Raw genomic sequence first — 23286 nt, 5'->3', positions numbered from 1 at the left:
ATTTCGATGAACCCTACCATGAACGAATAAATAAAAATCGCAAGTTCCATGCGGATTCCTTTAAATTCAACACCAAACAATAATTCCATATGGCGTGGTCTGTGCCGGAATGCTTCTCGTAGTTGGACCATAGATGACAATCAGGTTTCGGTTCGTAATACTCCGTGTGAATGGTTGCCCATTCCTAGATATAATCGGAGTATAAGGAGTAAGATTTAATTTTAATTGTCCATCCTTGCTTTCCAATTGGCTATTGAAGTAATCGACTTTCACATCTTGATAAGGATTATCTTTCACGATGATAAGTGCCCGGTATTGCGGTGGATAAATGAGAGGAACAGGGGCATTTCCATCATAGTACCCGGTTACCCGGTCTCCCACAGCGACCATCTCCTGGTTAACAAAATAAGTGGTCGGCGATACCACGAAATTTACTGAAGCTCCAGCACCATTATCTACTGACATCAACGTATAGCAACCTTCTCCTTCACCATTTGCTCCTATCATGAAATCACTGATTTCCATGACCGTTCCCTGGAAAGATAAAAAATTGACCAAATTTGTACCTCCGTCGTTATGAAATTATCTCTTATGCTATGCGTACACTTGTCGGTGTGTGAAATGTATATTGATTCCATTTTGAAAAATGGGAATTAAATGACTGTCAAACAAGATGAATTTCCATTGAAATAGGAGCATTAAGCGAGGTCGAGAAGTAACAATAAGAAAGCACATCAACTTTTTAATGTTGATGTGCTTTTAAAATTATTCCGGGTCATTCCCTTTTTTCATAATAAAGCTCAAATGTCTTCCGCTTTGTTTGTCTTGGCGATAAGAGAAGCCATCCGGACTAACAAACGTGCACGTACGGTCAATCGTAATTTGCTCTGACGGGATGCCTGCTAATTCACATTGCTTTTTCACGGTCAACTGATTGTCAATGTGATACTTGTGGGTTTGATCATTGTAATACATAAAATCATCGGCGTAGCCAAGGTCTTTGAATTTTACATACACATTTTCATCAACTTCAAATTTTTCCTGGCTCAGCGCTGCACCAATCTGGACATGTAAATCACTTGGGTTACAACGTTCAACTTGATTTAAATGCTCAAAAAGTTTTAATGAGATTTCTTTGACGGTACCTTGCCAGCCGGAATGAATAACGCCTATCAGGCCAGTCACTTCATTGTAAAAAATCACAGGGACACAATCAGCTGTGAAGCTGCTTAGCAAGATATTAGGCTCATACGTATACAGGGCATCTGTATCCGGAATGGCTGTATCAACCTGATTCGCGCCGCGTCCTTTATCATCAAGCGTTACCCGATGGAAATTCGCACTATGTGTCTGATTCGCACAAACGAAATTATCCAGTTCGCAATGTAAGAAGGCAGCTAATTTCTTGCGGTTTTCTACTATATCAGCCGTGGATTCACAGGCGTGGAGAGCCATATTGTTGTGTTCCAGTTCGACTTCATTTTTCATGGTCATTCCTGCAATGAATTTTTCATTGTTTAAGTATATGTTTGATTTCATATCATCACCTGATTTTACTATATAGCAGTGAATTGCTAATGTATAGGACAGTATAAGTATGGTTTTTCCTAAGCAGGATAGTGACATTTACGTGTATCTGAAAGAAATTCTTCGAAAGGAAAATATCTCGAAAATGAAGTATATTAAAGAAAATATAAAATTTATTCATTTGAGAAAACGGTGAATTATATAGGAGGTCTTGTTAATGGAGATAGGAATCAGCACGTTTGTAGAAACAACACCTGATGTTAAAACCGGTAAAGTAATCAGCCACGCACAACGGTTGCGTGAAGTCGTGGAGGAAATTGTGTTTGCCGATCAAGTTGGATTGGATGTATTTGGGGTTGGAGAGCATCATCGTCATGATTTTGCGGCCTCTTCTCCAGCAGTAGTGTTGGCAGCTGCAGCATCACAGACAAAGAGAATCCGATTGACGAGTGCGGTCACTGTGCTTTCATCTGCAGATCCAGTCCGGGTATTCCAGGACTTTGCCACACTTGATGGTATCTCGAATGGGCGTGCGGAAATTATGGCTGGACGGGGTTCTTTTATCGAATCCTTTCCACTGTTTGGCTATGATTTAGAGGACTATCACGAACTGTTTGAAGAAAAGTTGGACTTGCTGCTGAAATTACAGAAGTCCGAAATCGTGTCATGGTCTGGAAAGCATCGCCCAGCCATTGATAATGTTGGTATATATCCGCGTCCTGTTCAAGATCCTTTGCCTATATGGATTGGCAGTGGGGGTAATAGTGAATCGGTCGTCCGCGCAGGACTTTTGGGACTGCCACTTGTTTTGGCAATAATAGGAGGACGCCCCGTGCAGTTTGCCCCACTTGTTCAGCTCTATAAACAAGCGGCGGCTAAGGCAGGTCATGACGTATCAAAATTACCGATTGCCTCCCATTCACACGGGTTTATTGCAGAGGATAATGAGACGGCAGCAGATAAATTTTTCCCACCGACCCAGCAAGTCATGAACGTCCTTGGACGGGAGAGAGGCTGGGGTCATTACGACCGTGCGGCATTCGATGCAGCTCGGAGTTTTAAAGGGGCATTGTATGTAGGGGATTCGGAAACCGTTGCCCAAAAGATCATACACCTGCGTAAAAATGTAGGGATTACACGCTTTATGCTACATGTACCCGTTGGGACGATGCCTCATGCTGATGTGATGAAGGCCATTGAACTGTTAGGAACGGAAGTGGCACCGATCGTTCGGGAAGAAGTCGCCAAATGGGAAGACACACAGTAAGCATCTATTGCTACAGATTCATGGTCTAGAGAATGTTTGTTTATGTCATTGGTGTACGAAATCATTATATAAATAAATTAAAAAGGCCGTAATATACAGGATTCAGAACAATCCTTGTATATTACGGCCTTAAAAAGTTGCCTAAATTCACTTTGAAAGTCTAACCGCTTTTGCATTATGGATTAGTGTCGAATTTTCTTCTTATTTCGTTTTTTCGCAGGAGTCTTCAGAAATTGCCGACCATCTTACTAATGAAATCATATGAAGAGATACGCAAACAGAAGCGAAATCCGTTGATTGGAGTGGAGGCGGCAGAAAACAACTGCTCCTGCGGTTACTCGTCGCAAAGATTAGGACCAAATTGCCTTTGGTCCCAATCTTTTCAGCGGGAACAGCACGAGCTGAAGGCCCCGCAGGAACGTAGTGACGAGGAGACTAAAGCCGTGCCCGCGAAACGCGTCCGTCGCAAAGGAAATCAACATTTTCTTGCATACGCTCTTTTTCATTAGTATACAGTTATATTCACTCTTTTTATTTTTTGTCTACAGTCTAGACAGACTTCGTTTTCAGAAGTCTGTCTTTGGTTTTTTAAAATAAATCTGTTGAATTCTTTATTAAATAATAAAGGACATAAAACCAACTAAAAAACCCGTGTACAATGGCCCAACCAATAGACTTATAAGCTGTGTACGAGATAACCATCGAAAGGCAAGTTCCAAAACCGATTCCTTTCTTTACGACATCTGCAGTTTTCTGTACCTTTGTAATTTTATTCCCCCCATACCTCCACGTTATGACAAAGTATGGGGAGTTATGCGAAATCGTTCGAACGCCAAATAAGGGGTTGCTTCCTCTGAGTTCTGGATGAGGATTATATACTGAAAATAATTGGTTGTGCCTTCTTCGATTGCTCGATCGTTAAGGAAGAAAGTTTGATTGTTAAAAAGTTAAAATCATAAAAAAACCGAGTAATTTTAAAGTAAAATCTTGTTAACCAAGAAATAGATGGAAAAATGGCAACAATCAAAGTTGAAAGATGAGCATTGGGTTATCAAAGAGAAACAGTGTTCTGGCACCTGTTCTTTCTGCTCGGTTGTTGTCATTATGTCCATTTCCTAATTGAAACGGCAATTAAAATCAGTTAAGTATAAGTTTTCAAAATTAAAGAGAATCCAATTTGATATAGTATATTGTTTAAGTGTCTCCCTAGAGATGCTTTTTTTGTTGCAACTTTATAATCGTCCGTAGCTTTGGTTTTTGGAGCACGTATATAAAACCTCTTGATTATGTTAAACATAACTCTATTCAGCGATTCATCGTAATCCTAAACGAGTGTGTAAAATGCTCTGTACCATCACTTAATTTTTTTAAAAAAATTATGCTTTTCCAATCGTGTACCGTTTTAAGAAAACGATTTCATTTATCAATGTATTTAGTTAAAAGTATAGGAAAAGCTAAATTTTAAGGGATATCATAGGAATTGAAAATTCCATGGTGACATGGATAATCTACATTGGATATGTAATGACACACATTGTTTAACAAATCAGAGGATGAAAAATAATAAACTGATGAAATGGGGAGTAATCAACATGACAGGAATATTAACAGCGATCTTATCAGTTATTGTATTACTTGGAGCGGCATTCTTAATGTCGAATGATAAGAAAAACATCAACTATAGAGCAGTCGTAATCTTGTTTGTAGCTCAGCTTGTTACAGCTTATGCCATGCTTAATACAGCAATTGGTGGACAGGTAGTAAAAGCAGTTACTGACTTTTTCGCTAAGTTGATGGTATTTGGTAATGAAGGGATCGCTTTTGTCTTTGGTGGCTTTGTGTTTGAGAATGACAGACCGGTATTCTTTATCTCGGTTTTATTGCTGATTGTATTTACATCCACTTTGCTAAGTGTATTGACTTACATCAGAATTTTACCTCTTATGATCAAGTATCTTGGAGGAGCAGTTTCTAAATTAACAGGTCTTCCTGTAATTGAATCTTTCTCTACTGTAGCCTCTTCAATCTTTGGAGATACAGGAGCTTTAATCGCAGTAAAGAACCATATTCCTAAAATGAATAAGAACAGATTATTTATTGCTACTACAGCATCTCTGACAAGTGTATCAGCATCCATTGTAGGAGCTTATATGACGATGATACCTTCTGAATACGTACTGGTAGCTCTACCTCTTAATATAATGTCAGGTTTACTACTTGCCTCTATGGTGGCTCCGGCTCAATCAGTTGAAGGTGAAGAAATAAGAGTTAAAGATATGATTAATGATAAGTCTCTATTCGAGGCAATTGGCAATGGTGCCATCGATGGGATGAAAGTTGCAGGAATTGTAGGAGCTATGCTTATTGCATACATCTCTCTTATTGCAATGGTTAACTTTGTTCTTACATCAACTATTGGTATAGACTTGACTACAATTATGGGGTTTGTATTATCACCTGTAGCTTGGTTAATGGGTGTACCAGCTAATGAAATGGTACAAGCAGGCGGTGTAATGGGAACAAAGATCATCTCTAATGAGTTTGTAGCCATGTTGGGCTTCCAAGAAATGATCCCTAACTTGTCTGCTAAAACTGTAGGCGTTGTATCAGCATTCTTAATCTCATTTGCTAACTTTAGTTCCATTGGAATCATCATCGGAACAGTACAGGCAATTGATGAAAAACAATCAGGGGTTGTAGCCAAGTTTGGCCTCAAGATGTTGTTAGTTGCTACAATGGCATCGGTACTAACAGCTACAGTCGTTGGACTATTCATCTAACACAACTTTGCTGAAGAAATGACCTATCTGAAAAATAGTTGAGACAAGTAACCACTGTGTTACTTGTCTTTCTTTTTGTCCTAGTAATTGATAAGATAACATATTGTTACTTGGGAAGTAGGTGAAAAAATGGCAACAATTAAAGCAGAGAACAAGCCAATGGAGAAGTTGAAATTATTCAGCCTGACATGGCCTATTTTTTTAGAAATTTTTCTTTTTATGTTAATGGGAATTGTAGATACGTTCATGCTGAGTGCCCTTTCGGATGATGCCGTATCGGGAGTCGGTGCAGCAAATCAATATATACACATTGCCATTTTAGTACTCGAAGTTGTCGGAACTGGTGCTGCGATTGTGGTTTCACAATATCTCGGTTCCAAGAGGTATATCGAAGCATCAAAAATATCCGGGCTAGCCGTTACATTAAATCTTGGGATTGGTCTTGTAATAAGCGCTGGATACTTGTTGTTTGCCCGAAGCATGATGTCGGCCATGAATTTACAAGGCGAGGTATTGGCGTATGCAGAACAATATTTGTCCATTGTAGGAGGCGCAATTTTTCTTCAGGCCATCATTAATTCATTAGCGGCTATTATACGTGTACACGGGTGGACCAAACAAACGATGTATGTTTCGTTGGGCATGAACATCATTCACGTAATCGGTAACTATTTGCTGATTTTCGGGAAATTCGGATTCCCTGAAATGGGGGTTCAAGGTGCCGCCATCTCGTCAGTCATCAGTCGCTTCCTTGCACTCATTGTGTTCTTCTGGTTACTCTATCAAGTCATGGAATATAGAGTGAAATTTCACTATTACATTAACCTGTCCAAAGAATACATTGGCAAAATCCTGCACATCGGGATTCCGGCAGCGTTTGAGCAAGTCATGTATCAAGCGTGTCAAATTGTCTTCTTGTATTATGCGACTTATCTAGGAGCGGAAGCTTTAGCTGCCAGACAATATGCGATGAATATTTCCATGTTCACATTCTTATTTGCCATCGCGATTGGTATGGGAACTGCCATCATCGTTGGGCGATTGGTCGGGGCAAATGAAAAAGAAGAAGCATATTCGCGATTATGGAAGAGTTTAAAATCAGCTCTTATATTTACGCTATGTATGGTCATTCTTGTTATGATTTTCCGCAATCAGCTAATCGGGTTGTTTACGGATAATCCAGAAGTCATCAAAATAGCGTCCACTGTTCTGTTGCTCAGTATCCTTCTGGAAACGGGACGGACAATGAATATCGTCATCATCAATTCCTTGCGCGCTGCGGGAGATGCTAAATTCCCAGTACTAATAGGAGTCTTTTCAATGGTGTTGATGAGTTTGCCTTTAGGCTATCTCTTCGTTTTCCATTTGAATATGGGGCTGCCAGGAATTTGGTTGGCCATTGCTGCAGACGAGTGGACAAGAGGCATCATTATGTATTTCCGATGGAAGAGCAGGGCTTGGGAGAAATATGCCCTTGTTCCTCCTGAAGTTTCAGAGACAACACAAACGTAATATATTTATGAAGTTGACAGACTTTACGCACAATGATAATTTCAAGTTAAGAAAACTAAAGGCAATGTAACGATTGGGTTCAACCTCGTAAATACGGTGGTTGGACCCTTTTTCTATTCAAAGGGGAGGAATGGGCGATTGAGAAAACAGAAATTATTAAGCAGATTAGATGAAATTGGTCAGAGTTTGGAATCAACGGGAGGTGCGTTGTTGCTGTTTGGACTCGGTTCAGTGGGGATTGAGCTTGAGCGGCTCGATGACTATTCGGATTTGGATTTCTTCGTGATTGCAAGACCCGAGTTAAAATCCAGATTTATTGACCGTTTGGATTGGTTAGAAACGGTTTATCCGTTAGCGTTTTCTTTTAAGAATACGAAAGACGGGCATAAAATCTTATTTGAAGACGGGATTTATGCTGAGTTTGCCATTTTTGAAGAAAAAGAAATGGACCATATTTCGTTTTCTGAGGGACGAATTGTTTGGCAAGAGGCACATTTCATAAATAAAGGCTTGCACATACCTATCGTTCAAAATGTTTCGCTCAAAAAAGATCACTCACTGAACTATTCATTGAATGAGGCGCTAACTAATTTGTATGTGGGATTGTGCCGTTATGCAAGAGGGGAGAAACTATCTGCTTTGAAGTTTGTTCAAGGTGAGGCCATCGATAATATTCTGAATGTGCTGCATTTGATTGAACCAGAAGTAGAGTACTTTCCAGACGTATTTAACAATGAAAGACGCTTGGAAAAAAGATTTCCACGTTTTGCACAGACGATTGGTGACATGATGCAAGGGTATCATCATGTCCCTGAATCAGCGTTGCATATATTAAAGTATTTAGAAGATGTTTTTCCTATCAATCAGAGGATGGGTGAAGAAATTAGACGTTTGGCCAATTTATGTGTAGCCGAGTGAAGATTTCAAATAGGTAAGGAGGGTAGAATGAAGGGGTTTTTAATTGGCAGTCAGATTCTTTATGTGCTGTGTCTGATTCCTTGGTTCGTGATTTGGGGCTTGTCGTTTATGAGTTTTGATAATGGGTTTAGCGTATGGAACGTTTCATTTGTTCTCGCTATTGGATTTTACCCGATAGCCGTTATCCTCTGTTCCATTTTTTCCTGGATTCTGCATATACAGAGAAAACGAACCGCCATTATCATCAATTTGATTCCAATGCTATGGGTTGCGGGTCTTGGCGTATTACTGTTGATGGTTAATTTTTCATGAAGACCTTATAAAACGTTTGCAGCTATTGTTCTATACTAAAAATAGTAGTAACTTAACAGAAACAAATACAAAAGGGGTTATCACATGAAGCATCTCTCAGAAGGATTCATTCCTGTTACAGGAGGAAATGTTTATTATCGCAAGACAGGGGATGGACCTGGAGTTCCACTGCTGGTTTTACATGGGGGACCAGGCGGAATGAGCCGGGAATCTGATCCGCTTAGAGAACTGGGTGACGACAGGCCGGTCATTCATTATGATCAATTGGGATGTGGAAATTCAGATCGTCCGGAAGATCTTTCATTATGGACGGTTGAACGCTATGTGGAAGAATTAGCTCAAGTGAGAGAAGCTCTTGGATTGGATGAAGTGCATATTCTCGGACATTCATGGGGAACTATGCTGGCCGCTGCATACCTTCTTGAACAACCGAAAGGCGTTAAAAGTGTTATTTTCTCAAGCCCGTGTCTTAATTCAAGCATGTGGGAACGCGACCAGCGCGAATACTTGAAACAGTTACCTCGAGAATCACAGGATATCATCGGAAGAAGCGAACGGGAGAATACAACTGATTCAGCAGAGTATCATCAAGCGATGATTCAATTTTATGAACGACATGTCTGCAGATTATTGCCTTGGCCTGAAGAACTTCTGGCAAATATGTCGAAAAGCAATCATCAAATCTATGGCTACATGTGGGGCGCGTCAGAATTTACCGTGACAGGAACATTAAAAAGCTTTGATGTCACCGATAGATTGCATGAAATCGACATGCCAAGCCTCTTTACGTGTGGACGCTATGATGAAGCAACACCGAATACAACGGAATACTATTCGAGCTTAGTTCCAGATTCTGAGTTTCATGTATTCGAAAACAGCTCTCATATGCCAGGAGTTGAAGAGCCTCAAGAATATGCAAAAGTAGTAAGAGCGTTTTTAAACAGTCAGGCAAAATAAGCACAAAAAATCCCTCCAATCAGTAAATGATTGGAGGGATTTAATATTTTCTATCGTTTGATACAGAAAACCTTACATTTTGCCTTCTTTAATCCAAAGCCAATTACGAAAGGCACCAAATATCGAAACGAATAACAGTGCGCCAAGCAAAATTAAATAAACAATTAAGCGATTGTTTTCTTTGATTTCTTCCAAATGTAGTCCAAACCACAATAACAGTCCTAAAAATAACACCCACATAAGAATGTTCGGTCCAATTAACAGTAATCTTAATCCTTTGTCGTTCGGATTTTTTTTATTTTCCATTTCAACATCATCCTTCCTTTGCCGAATTCGGTGAATCCCAGAAAAGATTCAACACTTTGATAATAAAAAGTATAACCCATATCCTACTTCAGAGCATTTGAAATTCTAGTAGCAAAGGTTTTCGTGAAAATACAATAAGATGAAATCTTTTGTCAGCTTTCTGAAAGGTATGTTTCAAAAATAAAGGATTTCATACTTGTAAAATCGAAAAGGAAGTACATAACCAGATTTGACGGCACATGTTTTTAGTGAAAAGGAAGGACGAACAGATGACATATGAATTGAAAACGAAGGAAACTGATCGCAGTGTAATTGAGTTCATTGAAGGAGTGGATCATCCGAAAAAGCGGGAAGATGCATACAAATTGCTCGACATCTTCACAGAAACTTCAGGCTATGAGGCGAAAATGTGGGGACCGAGCATAATTGGATTCGGTAGATACCATTATAAATATCCGACAGGACATGAAGGTGATGCCCCTCTCGTAGGATTTTCACCACGCAAAGCGAAAATCAGCTTGTACTTTGCGACGGGTGATACCGAACGTGAGCAGCTGCTCGAAAAGTTTGGCAAACACACGTCAGGAAAAGCCTGCGTGTATATTAATAAACTAGACGATATTGACGTGGACGTAATGAAAGAGTTGATCCATCAATCCATCACATTTTTACAAAACATGTATCCTGAAATTTCATGAATGGCTATTGTGATGGTTCATCACAACAATAAATAAAGATTAACGGGGGAATAAATTATGGAACAATGGGTGGAAAATCTTTTTACAAAAGAGGTTTTGGAGGATGCGGCAACACGATACGGAGCGGATGCAACTGACGCTAAGAAGCTAGGGGATTTCGAGAATTATGTATATGAAGTAAAACGGGATGGCAAACCATTTATATTAAGGCTGACACACTCCTCGCATCGTTCAAAATCGGAAGTAGAAGGCGAACTGACGTGGATTAACTTTCTGAACGGGCACGGAATCAACGTGTCACTTGTACATAAGTCAGTAAATGGTGACCTCGTCGAAGAATTATCGGTTGGAGATTCTTATTTCTATGTCTGCTTGTTTGATAAGGCACCTGGAACTTCAGTTAAGGATCCTCAATTCGGGCCGGAACTTTTTGAAAAATGGGGAGCTATTACAGCGAAAATGCACTTAGTTACCGAAGATTATGAAGTGTCGGGGACAGAGCGTTTAAGTTGGGAACAGGATGATTTAATTGAGCTCGACAAATATATTGATCCCGTAAAAGATCAAGCAATTGTTGAAGGCAATCGCAATCTTGTAGCGGAGATTCAACAATTGCCACAAACAAAGGAAACATTTGGCTTGATTCACTCGGACATACATCCTGGCAACTTCTTCTACCATGATGGCGATATTCACGTATTTGATTTCGATGATGCTATGTATTTTTATTTTGTTAGCGATATTGCCATACCGGTCTATTACACAACATGGTGGAAGTACGGAGAAGAATCGCTTGAAACACGTTCAGCTTTTGGGACTGAAGTATTGACCCATTTCCTGAAAGGTTATATGAATGTAAGAGCCATACCGCTAGAATGGATTGAGCGTTTGCCTTTATTCTTGAAGATGCGCGACTATACATTGTATGGTGTTTTCCACAAGAAGGTTGACCTAGCCAATAATGAACGTGTAAATGAGCTCGTAGTCGGTATCCGCAATCGTCTAATTAAGGACGAACCGATCGTCGACTTGGATTACCGGGCGATTTGGGAACAATCCTTACGTCCCCAATTAAACAAATAGAGACTAACATACGAATCTCGTAACGTTTGCGGTGGGTGTTTCTGGTGCATGATGTCGCCATTTGATGAGCAGCCGGGTATTCTTGATGTGGTCTCAGATTATACAGGTGGCACCGTTTAGAACCCTACATATGAAGACGTGCACATGCACACAACTGGTCATTATGCAGCGGTATAAATAACATATAATCCAACTGACTTCTCATACGAAAATTGGATTGATTTGTTTTGGAAACAAATCAATCCAACCGATGCGAAAGGTCAGTTCAACGACCGTGGTGTTGCATACCGTACGGCAATTTTTTATCATGACCAGCGTCAGAGCCTACGGCGAGTGGTCGCTTTAAAGAGCCCATCGTAACCTAGATTTAGCCTACACAGCCATTTTACAAAGCAGAATAGAATTAAATAGTGGAGGGTTAAAGTGAGTCAAATGATAAATGTATTTAATAGGTTATTCGGTATTTTAATAATTAGTTTGTCATTGCTTGCGGGTGCCATTATTTCACAAAATTCTAGGACAGATGGTGGAGATCCGCCTACTATGACTGTGGTTTTAGTTATAATTGTTTTTGTAATAGGTCTTGCATTGTTTTTTTCTGGTGGTGGAAATAAGGACAATGAAGCTGAGTATGAGTATTCTAACGAAGAAATAGAAAAGGAATTAGAAGAATTTAATAAATAACTTATTATCCTAACGGGTACGTTCGTATTATAAGGTCAACCAGTTTTTACTGGTTGACCTTATTTTTATAGGATTTAAGATATCAGTAGCCAGGGTAGGACGTACGGGTGCGTGGGACGATGATCCCGTGAACTAAACTGTCCAGCCCCCTACTTACGAATTTATTTATTTCCTCCTTTCATAATTTTTTAAAAAAATTTAATATAAATTTCGCAATATTCATACTTTTCATCTGGGTAAAATCATGTATAATCATAATAATATTTTGTTAATTATACTTAATAGACATTTATTTTAATGGAAAGAAGGGGATAGAGCATGTGGATACATACACTGTTATTAAATGCATTCATTATTATCCTTTGTATTTTTTGCTATCAAATATTTTGGTTAGATAAAGATAGTAATAAAGTACGTAATAAGGTATTGATTTCCTTTCTTTCATCAATTTCTACTGTTCTTTGTATAACGTTCCCCTTTAGTTTTCATTTGGGATATATTTATGATTTACGGCTTATTCCTATCCTTTTAGCTTTTCTATATGGAGGTTTAAGAAGCTTTATTTTTGTCACCTTTGTATATCTTTCTTACCGTTTTTACTTAGGAGGAAACGGCTTTTTCCCATCATTTATTATTATGGTTATTTTGTTCGTTTCTATTATTGTAATAGTTTATTTTGTTAAACCGGCAAAGTTAGAGAAAAGGAGAAAATTCTTCGGCACACTGCTAATTCTTATTAGCACTATTACTTTTTCTGTTTTTGCTATAATGACCGAAATAAAAATAGATGGAACGGCCGGCTCTGTTCGTATACAATTTTTATGCAGTTATATAGTAATCAATATCCTTACGGGATTATTTTCTATTTATTTAATTGAAGGAATGATTGAAAAGTATAAAATGAAAGAAAAAATTCAAAGGGCAGAAAAATTTTATATAATAAGTGAATTGGCCGCCTCTTTTGCTCACGAGATTCGAAATCCACTAACAACTATATCTGGATTTATACAGTTGGTTCATAAAGATGAAATCTCGGAAACACATAAGGATGAGTATTTACAAGTCGTTCAGCAGGAGTTAGAAAAGGCACAGCTCATTATTGACGATTATTTATCATTAGGAAAACCACAAAATAATGTTATAAAAGACTCGTTAGATATTAGGCTAATTGTCAATCAAGTAATAAATAATATTTCACCGCTAGCAAGCTTACATAATATTGAAATCAAAAGCAGTATTAATGATTCACTTTCTATAAATGCAAATGCCGATAAAATTAAACAGTGTTTAATTAACATAATAAAAAACGGGATTGAAGCCATGGCAAATGGCGGGATGCTACGAATTAATGTAAAAAAGAGAAAGAATAGTATTGTAATTGAGATTATCGATTCTGGTATTGGAATGTCTCCTGAGGAGGTAAAGCGAATCGCCATGCCGTTTTATTCATTAAAAGAAGAGGGGACTGGGCTCGGCACTATGATTGCATATGGAATTATTAAAGAATTAAACGGGGATATAGAAATAAAAAGTGAAAAAGGGAAGGGAACATGTTTTTCAATTATTATTCCTTCATAATAAAAGAGCCTGACTGTGTTTCACTTTTATTTGGCTAAATCCCCAAGACAGATTGGACATTTATTCATTGAACTGGGAAAGCGAACCGCTATTGTAGCAACAAACCTATTTATGAAACCGTTGGCATTCGTGCCTGCGGTTTTTTAGTTCACCTTACTATACTATTTTATCCATTTTTTTAATGTTCTCTTTAATTTCAAATCGAAGGTGATTACTTCCTAGTTGTAGTGTTATGTCAACCTAGGATGTATGCGATATACAATCTGATTCAGCCATAGCATAAATGTGAAACGGATCTCTTGTTGCTAGATCTATTTTCTTCTTTTACTAACGGAACATTTGTTGAATAAAATAGGCTAATTTTAGATAGTGAATAATTAATCCCTTGTTGGTTTATGGCAAGGTTTTTTTGTGGGAAAAAAATAATTTACTAAGTGATTATAAAAATATTTCTAAAAAAACCGAACTGTTCTTTGTTTTCAAGTGTATATAGGGTGTATTCAAAAGAAAGGGGGGCAATCGAGTGACAGAAAATAATCGGAAAGAATTTATGGAAGAATTATTTAACAAGCATTCTTCTATGGTATATCGAACTGCTTACTTTTTAACGAAATCAAGAGCAATGGCTGATGATATTACACAAGAAACATTTATCCGCATGATAAAAAAAATCCACTTATATGACTCTGAAAAGCCAATTGAACCGTGGATTTATAGAATAACAATTAACATTACACGTAATATGTTGCGTAAACAAAAATTGTTAAATCTTATTCGTATTCCTTCAGACATTCCAGAAGGAAAAGTGATTGAAACCACTATTTTACAAAACGAACGGAAAGATGACCTTTGGAAAGAGATAAATCGATTGTCTCATAAAAGCAAGGAAGTGATTATTCTGCATTTCTATTCAGAACTAACACTTGTTGAAGTGGCAAATTCCTTAGACGTTCCAATAGGTACTTGTAAGTCCAGGTTGAATTATGCACTCACGAAATTACGGAAAAGTATGTCTGATAAAGAAATTTTAAAAGTTAAACAAAAATTAAAGGAGGGAATTTAGATGGAGGAAAATTCTAATCGCTCTGATATCAAACACACTTTGCAAAGAAATTTGGATAATTATTATCCATCTTCTTCATTTCAAAAAGTATGGAATACAGCACATTCCAAAGAGGAAAAAAGATCATTTAAAAAACCATTATTCTCCCTAGCGATGGTTGCTGTCCTTGCTATTACTTTATTTCTCACTCCTTCAGTAAAAGCAGTGTTTGAAGGGTTATTTGAATTTACTAATGTCGAGAAAAATGAAGAGGTTGGGATAGGATGGAGTTGGACAACGGTGGGTGATGAGTCTAAGGTTTATAAATCATTATCAGAAGTCGAAAAAGTTCATGATATGGATATTCCATTTCCTCAAAAATTGATAGCAGCCGAAAAGGGCGCAGAACTGAGCGAATACAGTGTAAGTACAGAAAATGGACAATTACAATCATACCTTTATACACTTCGGACAGAAGAAAGAATGTATCATGTATCTGCTTCTAATGTAATAAAGGAAAAACCGATTTTTTTTGCAGATACAAAAAAAGATACAGCAATTGATAAAGAAATTTTTATTAAAGGTGTACCTGCAAGGTTGCTCGGTATTTACGATATGAATGGCTATCATATTTATATTGAAAAAGGTGACTGGAAAATGATTATTTCTGGATTCGCAGACGCTAGTGATGGAAAAAGCAAGATAACTGCGATATCAGAAGAAGAAATGATCGAAATAGCAAAAACAATTAATTGGTAAAAAATCATATTTTGAAGAACCAGCTTCCTTTCTATGGAAGTCGGTTCTTTTTGAATTAAAGAGTAATTAAGTTGATTACTTCCTAATCGGTTGTTATATCAACCTAGGATGCATGCTGCATACAATCCAGTTGGTATATAACTTGGGGAATAACTACAATGTTAGCAATAGCTCCTTTATTTTCATGGGTTGTTTCTATTTTGTATGGGATAAATGAGGGTGAGGGGTTTGCATCGGCCGCATTAATGATGTTAATGTTCCCACTTCTATTTCTTGTTGGACTTGTCATTCTTCTTATGGGAATTTTTATAATAACGAGGCAGGTTAGTTCAATAAGAACTCCTTACTCTTGATACTAATATGGTAAAATTTGATAAATAAGGGGTGGTGTTAATGGAACATAAGTGGCTTGATTGGGCGAAACAACTTCAATCAATTGCACAGGCGGGATTGACTTATTCAAATGATGTTTATGACTTGGAACGGTTTGAATTAATAAGACAAATAAGTATTGAAATTCTGTCAGAACAAACTGGCGTGAAAATGGAAAATATAAAAGACTTATTTGCAAATGAAACTGGTTACGCTACACCTAAAGTAGATATCAGGGCGGTTGTTTTCAAAGACAATAAAATATTAATGGTTAGAGAGAAGCTTGATGGAGATTGGTCATTACCAGGTGGTTGGGCTGACATCGGATTAACCCCAAGTGAGGTAGCAGTTAAAGAAGTAAAAGAAGAATCAGGGTTTGATGTAAAAGTTACAAAGTTGTTGGCTGTACAAGATAAAAAGTGTCACCCGCATCCACCATCTCCTTTTCATGTTTATAAAATGTTTATCCAATGTGAAATAATCGGTGGTCAGCCAATGGAGGGTATAGAAACCAGTGCCGTTGAATTCTTTTCTGAAAACGAACTACCTCCTTTATCGATAGCTCGTAATACAAAAAACCAAATTGAGATGGCTTTTAAGAATTTAAATAATACCCAAGAACCCGTCTACCTTGATTAAGTCTGTTTAAATAGCAACTATTTTTCGGTACGAAAACCTCTTTTTTAGATCAATGCAAATTCTTAGGATTTGCATTGAGGGAATGCTAATTTGTTTAAATAACAAAAAAACGAAGAGATCTCAATCTCTTCGTTTAGATGACTAAATCATCCACCTATATCGTTTTCCCCGTTGTCTTCTAACATCGGGTCCTCGACTTCAATTTCATCCGCTTTATCATCCTCACCGCAAGCACCTAATAATAATGCAGCTGCCAGTGGCATGGCTAGAAATTTAGCTTTCGTTTTCATGATTAACCTCCTTTAGAAATTTACATATGTATAGTTTACCCAACTTCTCCTATCTAAACTCCTAATTCATAAATCGAGTTGTTGAAGATGAATAAGTATGTTTAGAAGAAAAAATACAATAGAACATTAGATAATGCAAAACGCGAGTATGTATGCATTTATGGTGCATATAATAAAAAAAGAACAGAAAATGACAGTGTTTTCATTTATATTTATTAAAGAAAGTGAATAAATAATATTATTGGAATTGTGTGTTAACGCTGTTTTGTGATATACTTTCCAAAATTGAAAGTGTGCATATAGTGAAGAACCCCTTCATGAAAAGAGTGAACATCTTTCAGCATTAATAGAAAGGAGATGTTATCATGACGAAGTTTGGATATCCCGCACCTCAAGGTTTATACGATCCCGAGCAAGAGCACGAAGCTTGCGGGATTGGGATGCTTGCCAATATCAACGGTAGAAAGACACATGGTATCGTACAGAATGCCATCAACATGCTTTGCAATATGGAGCATCGCGGTGGGCAATCCGCTGACACGAGTACAGGAGACGGAGCTGGGATATTAACGCAGATTCCCCATCGTTTTTTTAAAAAACAATGTGAGAAGGAGAACATCGTGTTGCCTAGAGAAGGCGAATATGGTGTTGGCATGGTTTATTTACCTAAAGATCACGATTTGCGCATGAAAAGCAAAGAAGTTTTTGAGCAGATTATTGCTGAAGAAGGTCAACTGTTTCTGGGATGGCGTCCTGTTCCAATCAACGACTCATTTGTAGGGAAAGTAGCGACAAAAACCAAACCTGCCATTAGGCAATTATTTATTCAAGTATCTGAAGATATTAAAGATCAAATGGATTTTGAACGAAAGCTTTATGTGATTCGCAAACGAATTGAAAAAGAGTTAGCAAGTGTGAAGGGCTTTGAGGATGTTTACATTTGTAGTTTATCGACGCGCACTATAGTCTACAAAGGCATGCTGATCCCCGAACAACTTGATTCGTTTTACATCGACTTAAATCATCCAGAATTTAAATCCGCTTTAGCACTTGTTCATTCCCGCTTTAGTACAAATACCTTCCCGAGCTGGAAGAGATCTCACCCGAATCGATATACCATCCACAATGGTGAATTTAATACATTAAGAGGCAATGTCAACTGGATGCGAGCACGTGAGCAGCTATGCGAATCGGAGTTTTTCAGTCAGGAAGATTTGTTAAAAGTATTACCTGTCATCGATGCTGACGGCAGTGATTCGTCGATGTTTGATAATTGCTTTGAATTTTTACATCTATCAGGACGTTCCTTGGCCCATACAGCTATGATGATGGTACCCGAACCTTGGTCGAATGATCAGACCATCAAAGAAGAAAAACGTGATTTTTACGAATACCACAGTACATTGATGGAACCATGGGATGGCCCGGCTGCACTGGTATTTACAGATGGCAACCAAATCTGTGCGTGTCTTGATCGAAATGGACTGAGACCTGCCCGTTATTATGTAACTAAGGGTGGCATGATTGTCCTGGGCTCCGAAGTTGGCGCATTGGATATTTTCGCCGATGATATCGAATACAAGGGAAGACTTGCACCTGGTAAAATTCTTTTGGTTGATTTGGAAAAAGGAACAATCATTCCGGATGAAGAAATTAAACTACAAATTGCTTCTGAACAGCCATATAAAGAGTGGCTGAAAAATATGAAAGATTTAGAGGATTTACCTGAAGCAGTGGAACAACCACCCGTGTACATGGGAGAAGAACTGTTAAAACAACAGCTTGTATTTGGCTATACAAGAGAAGAACTCAATAAAATCATTAAGCCCCTCGTAATGGAAGGCAAAGATCCAGTCGGTTCCATGGGCTATGATTCCCCACTAGCCGTTTTATCGAAAAAACCACAATTACTCTATAACTACTTTAAGCAGCTCTTTGCTCAAGTAACAAATCCACCCATAGATGCCATTCGTGAAAAAATCGTAACGATGGTCGATACAACGATAGGTGCTGAAGGGAACTTGGTAAAACCAGGTCCAGTGAGCTGTAGGCATATTCGTTTGAAAACACCGGTCCTGACAAATCAACAACTCCAAAAACTGAGAACGCAACAAATGGAAGGCTTAAAATCCATTACATTCTCGACGCTGTTTGACGCAACATCAAGCGAAAGAAACGAATGCAATTTAGAAAAAGCACTCGACGCATTGTTTGATAAAGCTGACCAGGCAGTTCAAGCAGGACATACGTTGTTGATTCTATCCGATCGTGGCACGTCGGAAAAATATGCAGCCATTCCGGCCCTACTTGCGGTATCGGGGTTGCATCATCATCTCATTCGCCAAGGTACGCGTACAAAAATTAGTATTTTAATAGAGTCAGGAGAACCGAGAGAAGTGCATCATTTTGCTACCTTACTCGGTTACGGGGCTGAAGGTATCAATCCATATTTAGCATTTGATTCAGTACGAAACCTGATGGATAAAGGTGAAATCGCCATGGAGTCCTTTGACCAGGCAGTAGCTAACTATATCCATTCAGTAACAGACGGAGTCATTAAAGTCCTTTCCAAAATGGGGATTTCTACGATTCAAAGTTATCGTGGTGCTCAAATTTTTGAAGCGGTTGGCATTCACATGGATGTCATCGAGAAGTATTTCACACGAACATCTTCACGGCTTGGTGGAATCGGCATCCAAATGATTGAAAAAGAAGTGCTTATGCGACATGAAATGGCATTTGGCGAAAATCGTGGGAACAATCAGGCTATGGAGGCTGGTGATGAATTCCAATACCGTGCGAACGGTGAAGACCATCAATACAATCCAAGTACCATCCACACGCTGCAACATGCTTGCCGTACAAATAACTATGACTTGTTCAAAAAGTACACGAAATTGTTAACTGATGAAACAACCAACTTACAATCATTGCGTGGACTTTTAAAATTCAAGAAAGTACAGTCCGTGCCGATTGAAGAGGTAGAATCCGTTGAGGCAATTTGTCGACGCTTTAAAACGGGTGCCATGTCGTATGGATCCATTTCGAAAGAAGCACATGAAGCATTGGCGATTGCCATGAACCGCGTAGGCGGAAGAAGTAACACAGGTGAAGGCGGAGAAGATATCGACCGTTACACACCTGATTCAAATGGAGATTCCAGACGAAGTTCAATTAAACAAGTGGCATCAGGCCGATTTGGGGTGACGAGCCATTACCTTGTCAATGCCGATGAAATCCAAATCAAAGTGGCTCAAGGGGCAAAACCAGGTGAAGGTGGGCATTTGCCTGGCAAGAAAGTATATCCGTGGATTGCAGAAGTCCGTGGCTCTACGCCTGGGGTTGAACTCATTTCACCTCCACCGCATCACGATATATATTCCATTGAGGATTTAGCCGAGCTTATTCATAATTTGAAAAATGCTAATCCACAAGCACGTATCAGCGTTAAATTGGTATCCGCTGTTGGGGTGGGAACAATTGCCGCTGGTGTCGCAAAAGGAAGAGCAGACCTAGTATTAATCAGTGGATATGATGGCGGTACGGGGGCGGCACCTCGTACGAGTCTGAAACATACAGGGCTGCCATGGGAAATCGGTTTAGCTGAAACGCACCAGACCTTGCTGCTAAATGGACTTCGTAATCGAATCGTTGTGGAAACAGACGGGAAAATGATGACCGGAAGAGATGTAGTATTGGCCACACTTCTCGGAGCAGAAGAGTATGGATTCTCGACCGCTCCACTTGTAGTCCTCGGCTGTGTCATGATGCGCGTATGTCATATGGATACATGTCCAGTAGGAATTGCGACGCAAAATCCTGAACTGCGTAAGAAATTTACGGGGGATGCTGAACATGTCGAGAACTTTATGCGTTTTGTTGCCACTGAAACGAGAGAGCTGATGGCTGAACTTGGTTTCAGAACAATCAACGAAATGGTGGGACGCACAGATGCACTTGAAGGGAACGAAGCGATTGACCATTGGAAAGCGAAAGACATCGACTTGTCTGCACTCCTTTATTCACCTAAACTCCCAGCAAAAGTAGGTCGCTATCACACAGTAGACCAAGACCATGATTTAGAGAAAACGCTCGATTTCCAGGAGCTGATACCGATTTGTCGAAATGCCATCGAAAAACAACAACCAATCGAATTTACAACCGCTATTCGAAATATTAACAGGGTAACCGGAACAATGCTCGGCAGCGAAATCACGCGACGATACGGAGAAAAAGGACTGCCTGAGGATACCATTCGTCTGACGTTAAAAGGATCTGCAGGTCAAAGCTTTGGTGCATTTATTCCCCGGGGAATAACGCTTAGACTCGTTGGAGATTCGAATGACTTTGTTGGAAAAGGATTGTCTGGCGGGAAAATCATCGTTCATCCCGATCCAGTGGTCACATTCCCACCCGAGAAAAATATTATCATCGGTAACGTTGCTTTCTACGGGGCTTCAGCCGGGGAGGCATATATCCAAGGAGTCGCTGGAGAGCGTTTCTGTGTACGTAATAGTGGTGCCAACGTAGTGGTAGAGGGGGTTGGCGATCATGGCTGTGAATATATGACGGGTGGAAAAGTGGTCGTTCTTGGCTCAACCGGACGCAATTTCGCTGCAGGGATGTCTGGTGGTGTAGCGTATGTCTTTGACGAAGATGGAACATTCCTAACCAAGTGCAATGCGGAGCTCGTTCATATCCAGCCAATTGAAAATAAAGAAGAGTTGAATGAGGTCTTCTCTATGATTGAAAAGCATGTGGAGTATACAAGCAGTGGACTAGGCAAACGCATTTTAACTTACTGGGAGAAATACTCATCACAATTTGTGCGAGTTATTCCGAAATCCTATTTAACGATAAACGATCGAATCAAAGAGCTTCACGATAGTGGCTTAACGGTATTCGATGCACAAATGACGGCATTTGAGGAAAGTAAAAAAGTAGGAGCGGAAAAATAATCTGGCGAAAAGGAGGGATACGATGGGAAAGCCAACTGGATTTATGGAGTATGAGCGTTATTCGCAACGAGAACGTGAACCGCAACATCGTGTAAAGGATTGGCAGGATTATACTGCACCGATGACGGAACAGGAAGTGCAGATACAAGCAGCACGCTGCATGGATTGCGGAGTGCCTACATGCCATACAGGAACTGAAATCAACGGGGTGACATCCGGTTGTCCGGTATATCACTTGATACCTGAATGGAATGACCTTGTTTATCAGGGGCAATGGCAGGAAGCCTTGAAGCGTGAACATGAAATGAACAACTTCCCTGAATTTACAGGTACAGCTTGTCCAGCTCCATGTGAAGGTGCGTGTGTCCTTGGAATAAACGAACCTCCTGTTGCCATTCGTACCGTAGAACGTGCCATTATCGACAGAGGTTTTGAAGAAGGTTGGGTCGTTCCCGAGCCCCCCGAAAAACGTACAGGAAAAAAAGTAGCGGTCATCGGATCTGGACCAGCTGGTCTTGCTGCGGCAGCACAATTAAATAAAGCAGGGCACTGGGTAACGGTTTTCGAACGTAACGATCGCGTAGGCGGATTGTTGACGTATGGAATTCCTGAAATGAAATTGCCATACGAAATGGTGGAAAGACGGGTTGCCTTATTAATTCAAGAAGGCATTACGTTCATTACCAAAACAGAAGTTGGAAAGAACTACCCTACTGAAAAACTGCAAACCGAGTTTGATGCGACCATTTTATGTGGAGGTGCAACGGTTCATCGTGACATCCAAGTGGAGGGTCGAGAATTAAGAGGCATTCATTTCGCCATGGACTTCCTTCATGCCAATACTAAAAGTTTGCTGGATTCAAATCTTCAAGATGGCAATTTCCTTTCAGCGGAAGGCAAAGATGTCGTTGTAATTGGGGGTGGCGATACAGGGACAGATTGTCTGGCGACAGCCGTTCGTCATGATTGCAAAAGTTTAACGCAGTTTGATATTTACGATAAAAAAGGTGCGGTGCGTGACGAGTTGGGCAATCCTTGGCCACAATATCCCATCATCCATCGTATGGAGTATGGCCAAAAAGAGGCGGCCAGTAAATTTGGAGAAGACCCACGCGCCTATGCCGTTCAAACCACACATTTTGTAGGGAACGAAGATGGTCACGTCAAAGAAGTTCATACTATTAATGTAAAACTCCGCATCGATGAAAATGGAAACCGTGTCCGCGAAGTAATTCCCGGGACCGAGAAAGTATGGCCAGCTGATCTTGTTTTGCTTGCCATAGGGTTTAATGGTCCGGAGCAAGGACTTCTTCAGCAATTGAATGTTGAAACAAACCGAAACTCTACGGTCAAAGCGGAATACGGCAAGTATGCAACAAATGTAGAAGGTGTTTTTTCTGCAGGTGATATGCGTCGCGGGCAAAGCTTGATTGTATGGGCCATTAACGAAGGGCGTGAGGTAGCGAGGGAATGTGATCGCTACTTGATGGGAACAACAGTACTGCCATAGGTATACAAATAGGGGTGTACTTCCACAATGGAAAGTATGCTCCTTTTTCATTTTACACACGTCACATTTGATGGCAGGTGTAGCTTAACCTTTG

The 23286-nt window shown here is 39.5% G+C and carries 19 protein-coding genes and 1 pseudogene; 16 read left to right on the top strand and 4 right to left on the bottom strand.

Going from position 1 to position 23286, the window contains the following annotated elements; translation table 11 throughout:
• Window positions 1–66: 66 nt before the first annotated feature.
• The gene (locus tag HMPREF1210_RS11605) at window positions 67–558 is read right to left on the bottom strand and encodes a hypothetical protein (RefSeq protein ID WP_016428883.1); all 492 of its coding nucleotides are present in this window, start codon (window positions 556–558) and stop codon (window positions 67–69) included.
• A 207-nt stretch (window positions 559–765) separates the two neighbouring features.
• Entirely contained in the window at window positions 766–1539 is a 774-nt protein-coding gene (gene pgeF / locus HMPREF1210_RS11600; RefSeq protein ID WP_016428882.1) for a peptidoglycan editing factor PgeF, read from the bottom strand.
• Between the two features lie 205 nt (window positions 1540–1744).
• On the opposite strand from pgeF, the gene HMPREF1210_RS11595 reads away from it, so the two are divergent.
• The 6 genes from HMPREF1210_RS11595 to HMPREF1210_RS11565 all read left to right on the top strand — a co-directional run bounded on the left by HMPREF1210_RS11595 (window position 1745) and on the right by HMPREF1210_RS11565 (window position 9273).
• Entirely contained in the window at window positions 1745–2794 is a 1050-nt protein-coding gene (locus tag HMPREF1210_RS11595; protein ID WP_016428880.1) for an LLM class flavin-dependent oxidoreductase, read from the top strand.
• Between the two features lie 1592 nt (window positions 2795–4386).
• Entirely contained in the window at window positions 4387–5574 is a 1188-nt protein-coding gene (locus HMPREF1210_RS11585; RefSeq protein ID WP_016428879.1) for a NupC/NupG family nucleoside CNT transporter, read from the top strand.
• A gap of 129 nt (window positions 5575–5703) precedes the next feature.
• Window positions 5704–7086, top strand: a complete 1383-nt coding sequence (locus HMPREF1210_RS11580) for an MATE family efflux transporter (protein ID WP_016428878.1) — start codon at window positions 5704–5706, stop codon at window positions 7084–7086.
• 138 nt (window positions 7087–7224) lie between these two features.
• Complete coding sequence (locus HMPREF1210_RS11575) at window positions 7225–8004, top strand: hypothetical protein (protein ID WP_016428877.1); 780 nt, start codon at window positions 7225–7227, stop codon at window positions 8002–8004.
• A 27-nt stretch (window positions 8005–8031) separates the two neighbouring features.
• Window positions 8032–8316, top strand: coding sequence for a hypothetical protein (locus HMPREF1210_RS11570; protein WP_016428876.1), 285 nt, complete (start codon window positions 8032–8034; stop codon window positions 8314–8316).
• Window positions 8317–8400: 84 nt separating this feature from the next.
• Window positions 8401–9273, top strand: coding sequence for a proline iminopeptidase-family hydrolase (locus tag HMPREF1210_RS11565; RefSeq protein WP_016428875.1), 873 nt, complete (start codon window positions 8401–8403; stop codon window positions 9271–9273).
• Between the two features lie 72 nt (window positions 9274–9345).
• Here the strand turns inward: HMPREF1210_RS11565 and HMPREF1210_RS11560 are convergent, their stop codons facing one another.
• Window positions 9346–9579, bottom strand: coding sequence for a hypothetical protein (locus HMPREF1210_RS11560; RefSeq protein ID WP_016428874.1), 234 nt, complete (start codon window positions 9577–9579; stop codon window positions 9346–9348).
• Window positions 9580–9848: 269 nt separating this feature from the next.
• On the opposite strand from HMPREF1210_RS11560, the gene HMPREF1210_RS11555 reads away from it, so the two are divergent.
• The 8 genes and pseudogenes from HMPREF1210_RS11555 (at window position 9849) to HMPREF1210_RS11520 (ending at window position 16434) form a co-directional block, all read left to right on the top strand.
• A complete protein-coding gene (locus tag HMPREF1210_RS11555; RefSeq protein WP_016428873.1) occupies window positions 9849–10277 on the top strand; it encodes a DUF1801 domain-containing protein in 429 nt (142 codons plus the stop codon).
• Window positions 10278–10334: 57 nt separating this feature from the next.
• Entirely contained in the window at window positions 10335–11360 is a 1026-nt protein-coding gene (locus HMPREF1210_RS11550; protein WP_016428872.1) for a phosphotransferase enzyme family protein, read from the top strand.
• Between the two features lie 48 nt (window positions 11361–11408).
• Window positions 11409–11722, top strand: a pseudogene (locus tag HMPREF1210_RS17750) (peptide-methionine (S)-S-oxide reductase MsrA); the annotation flags it as partial.
• Between the two features lie 61 nt (window positions 11723–11783).
• Window positions 11784–12044, top strand: coding sequence for a hypothetical protein (locus HMPREF1210_RS11545; protein ID WP_016428871.1), 261 nt, complete (start codon window positions 11784–11786; stop codon window positions 12042–12044).
• A gap of 318 nt (window positions 12045–12362) precedes the next feature.
• Window positions 12363–13622 (top strand): ATP-binding protein, encoded by a 1260-nt coding sequence (locus HMPREF1210_RS11540; RefSeq protein ID WP_016428870.1) that lies wholly within the window; start codon window positions 12363–12365, stop codon window positions 13620–13622.
• Between the two features lie 523 nt (window positions 13623–14145).
• Complete coding sequence (locus HMPREF1210_RS11535) at window positions 14146–14685, top strand: RNA polymerase sigma factor (protein WP_016428869.1); 540 nt, start codon at window positions 14146–14148, stop codon at window positions 14683–14685.
• Window positions 14686–15423 (top strand): hypothetical protein, encoded by a 738-nt coding sequence (locus HMPREF1210_RS11530; RefSeq protein ID WP_016428868.1) that lies wholly within the window; start codon window positions 14686–14688, stop codon window positions 15421–15423.
• A gap of 393 nt (window positions 15424–15816) precedes the next feature.
• Window positions 15817–16434 carry an NUDIX hydrolase gene (locus tag HMPREF1210_RS11520; RefSeq protein WP_016428867.1) on the top strand — a complete coding sequence of 206 codons (618 nt, stop codon included), beginning with the start codon at window positions 15817–15819 and terminating at the stop codon, window positions 16432–16434.
• A gap of 146 nt (window positions 16435–16580) precedes the next feature.
• Here HMPREF1210_RS11520 and HMPREF1210_RS18235 read toward each other — a convergent pair whose 3' ends face one another.
• Window positions 16581–16724 carry a hypothetical protein gene (locus HMPREF1210_RS18235; protein WP_016428866.1) on the bottom strand — a complete coding sequence of 48 codons (144 nt, stop codon included), beginning with the start codon at window positions 16722–16724 and terminating at the stop codon, window positions 16581–16583.
• A 365-nt stretch (window positions 16725–17089) separates the two neighbouring features.
• Between HMPREF1210_RS18235 and gltB the strand changes: the two genes are divergently transcribed.
• Together gltB and HMPREF1210_RS11510 are read left to right on the top strand one after the other, a co-directional pair.
• The gene (gltB, locus tag HMPREF1210_RS11515) at window positions 17090–21682 is read left to right on the top strand and encodes a glutamate synthase large subunit (protein ID WP_016428865.1); all 4593 of its coding nucleotides are present in this window, start codon (window positions 17090–17092) and stop codon (window positions 21680–21682) included.
• Window positions 21683–21704: 22 nt separating this feature from the next.
• Entirely contained in the window at window positions 21705–23192 is a 1488-nt protein-coding gene (locus HMPREF1210_RS11510; protein WP_016428864.1) for a glutamate synthase subunit beta, read from the top strand.
• The last annotated feature ends 94 nt before the right edge of the window (window positions 23193–23286 follow it).

Origin of the sequence: Paenisporosarcina sp. HGH0030, assembly GCF_000411295.1 — a bacterium.
Lineage (GTDB): Bacteria > Bacillota > Bacilli > Bacillales_A > Planococcaceae > Paenisporosarcina.
This window is presented reverse-complemented; position numbering and strand designations above follow the sequence as displayed.

Excerpts from the sequence above, each read along its gene's own strand:
- pgeF (WP_016428882.1), bottom strand. The coding sequence starts at position 1,539 with ATGAAATCAAACATATACTTAAACAATGAAAAATTCATTGCAGGAATG.
- HMPREF1210_RS11595 (WP_016428880.1), top strand. The coding sequence starts at position 1,745 with ATGGAGATAGGAATCAGCACGTTTGTAGAAACAACACCTGATGTTAAA.
- HMPREF1210_RS11585 (WP_016428879.1), top strand. The coding sequence starts at position 4,387 with ATGACAGGAATATTAACAGCGATCTTATCAGTTATTGTATTACTTGGA.
- HMPREF1210_RS11580 (WP_016428878.1), top strand. The coding sequence starts at position 5,704 with ATGGCAACAATTAAAGCAGAGAACAAGCCAATGGAGAAGTTGAAATTA.
- HMPREF1210_RS11570 (WP_016428876.1), top strand. The coding sequence starts at position 8,032 with ATGAAGGGGTTTTTAATTGGCAGTCAGATTCTTTATGTGCTGTGTCTG.
- HMPREF1210_RS11565 (WP_016428875.1), top strand. The coding sequence starts at position 8,401 with ATGAAGCATCTCTCAGAAGGATTCATTCCTGTTACAGGAGGAAATGTT.
- HMPREF1210_RS11560 (WP_016428874.1), bottom strand. The coding sequence starts at position 9,579 with ATGGAAAATAAAAAAAATCCGAACGACAAAGGATTAAGATTACTGTTA.
- HMPREF1210_RS11555 (WP_016428873.1), top strand. The coding sequence starts at position 9,849 with ATGACATATGAATTGAAAACGAAGGAAACTGATCGCAGTGTAATTGAG.
- HMPREF1210_RS11550 (WP_016428872.1), top strand. The coding sequence starts at position 10,335 with ATGGAACAATGGGTGGAAAATCTTTTTACAAAAGAGGTTTTGGAGGAT.
- HMPREF1210_RS11540 (WP_016428870.1), top strand. The coding sequence starts at position 12,363 with ATGTGGATACATACACTGTTATTAAATGCATTCATTATTATCCTTTGT.
- HMPREF1210_RS11530 (WP_016428868.1), top strand. The coding sequence starts at position 14,686 with ATGGAGGAAAATTCTAATCGCTCTGATATCAAACACACTTTGCAAAGA.
- HMPREF1210_RS11520 (WP_016428867.1), top strand. The coding sequence starts at position 15,817 with ATGGAACATAAGTGGCTTGATTGGGCGAAACAACTTCAATCAATTGCA.
- HMPREF1210_RS18235 (WP_016428866.1), bottom strand. The coding sequence starts at position 16,724 with ATGAAAACGAAAGCTAAATTTCTAGCCATGCCACTGGCAGCTGCATTA.
- gltB (WP_016428865.1), top strand. The coding sequence starts at position 17,090 with ATGACGAAGTTTGGATATCCCGCACCTCAAGGTTTATACGATCCCGAG.
- HMPREF1210_RS11510 (WP_016428864.1), top strand. The coding sequence starts at position 21,705 with ATGGGAAAGCCAACTGGATTTATGGAGTATGAGCGTTATTCGCAACGA.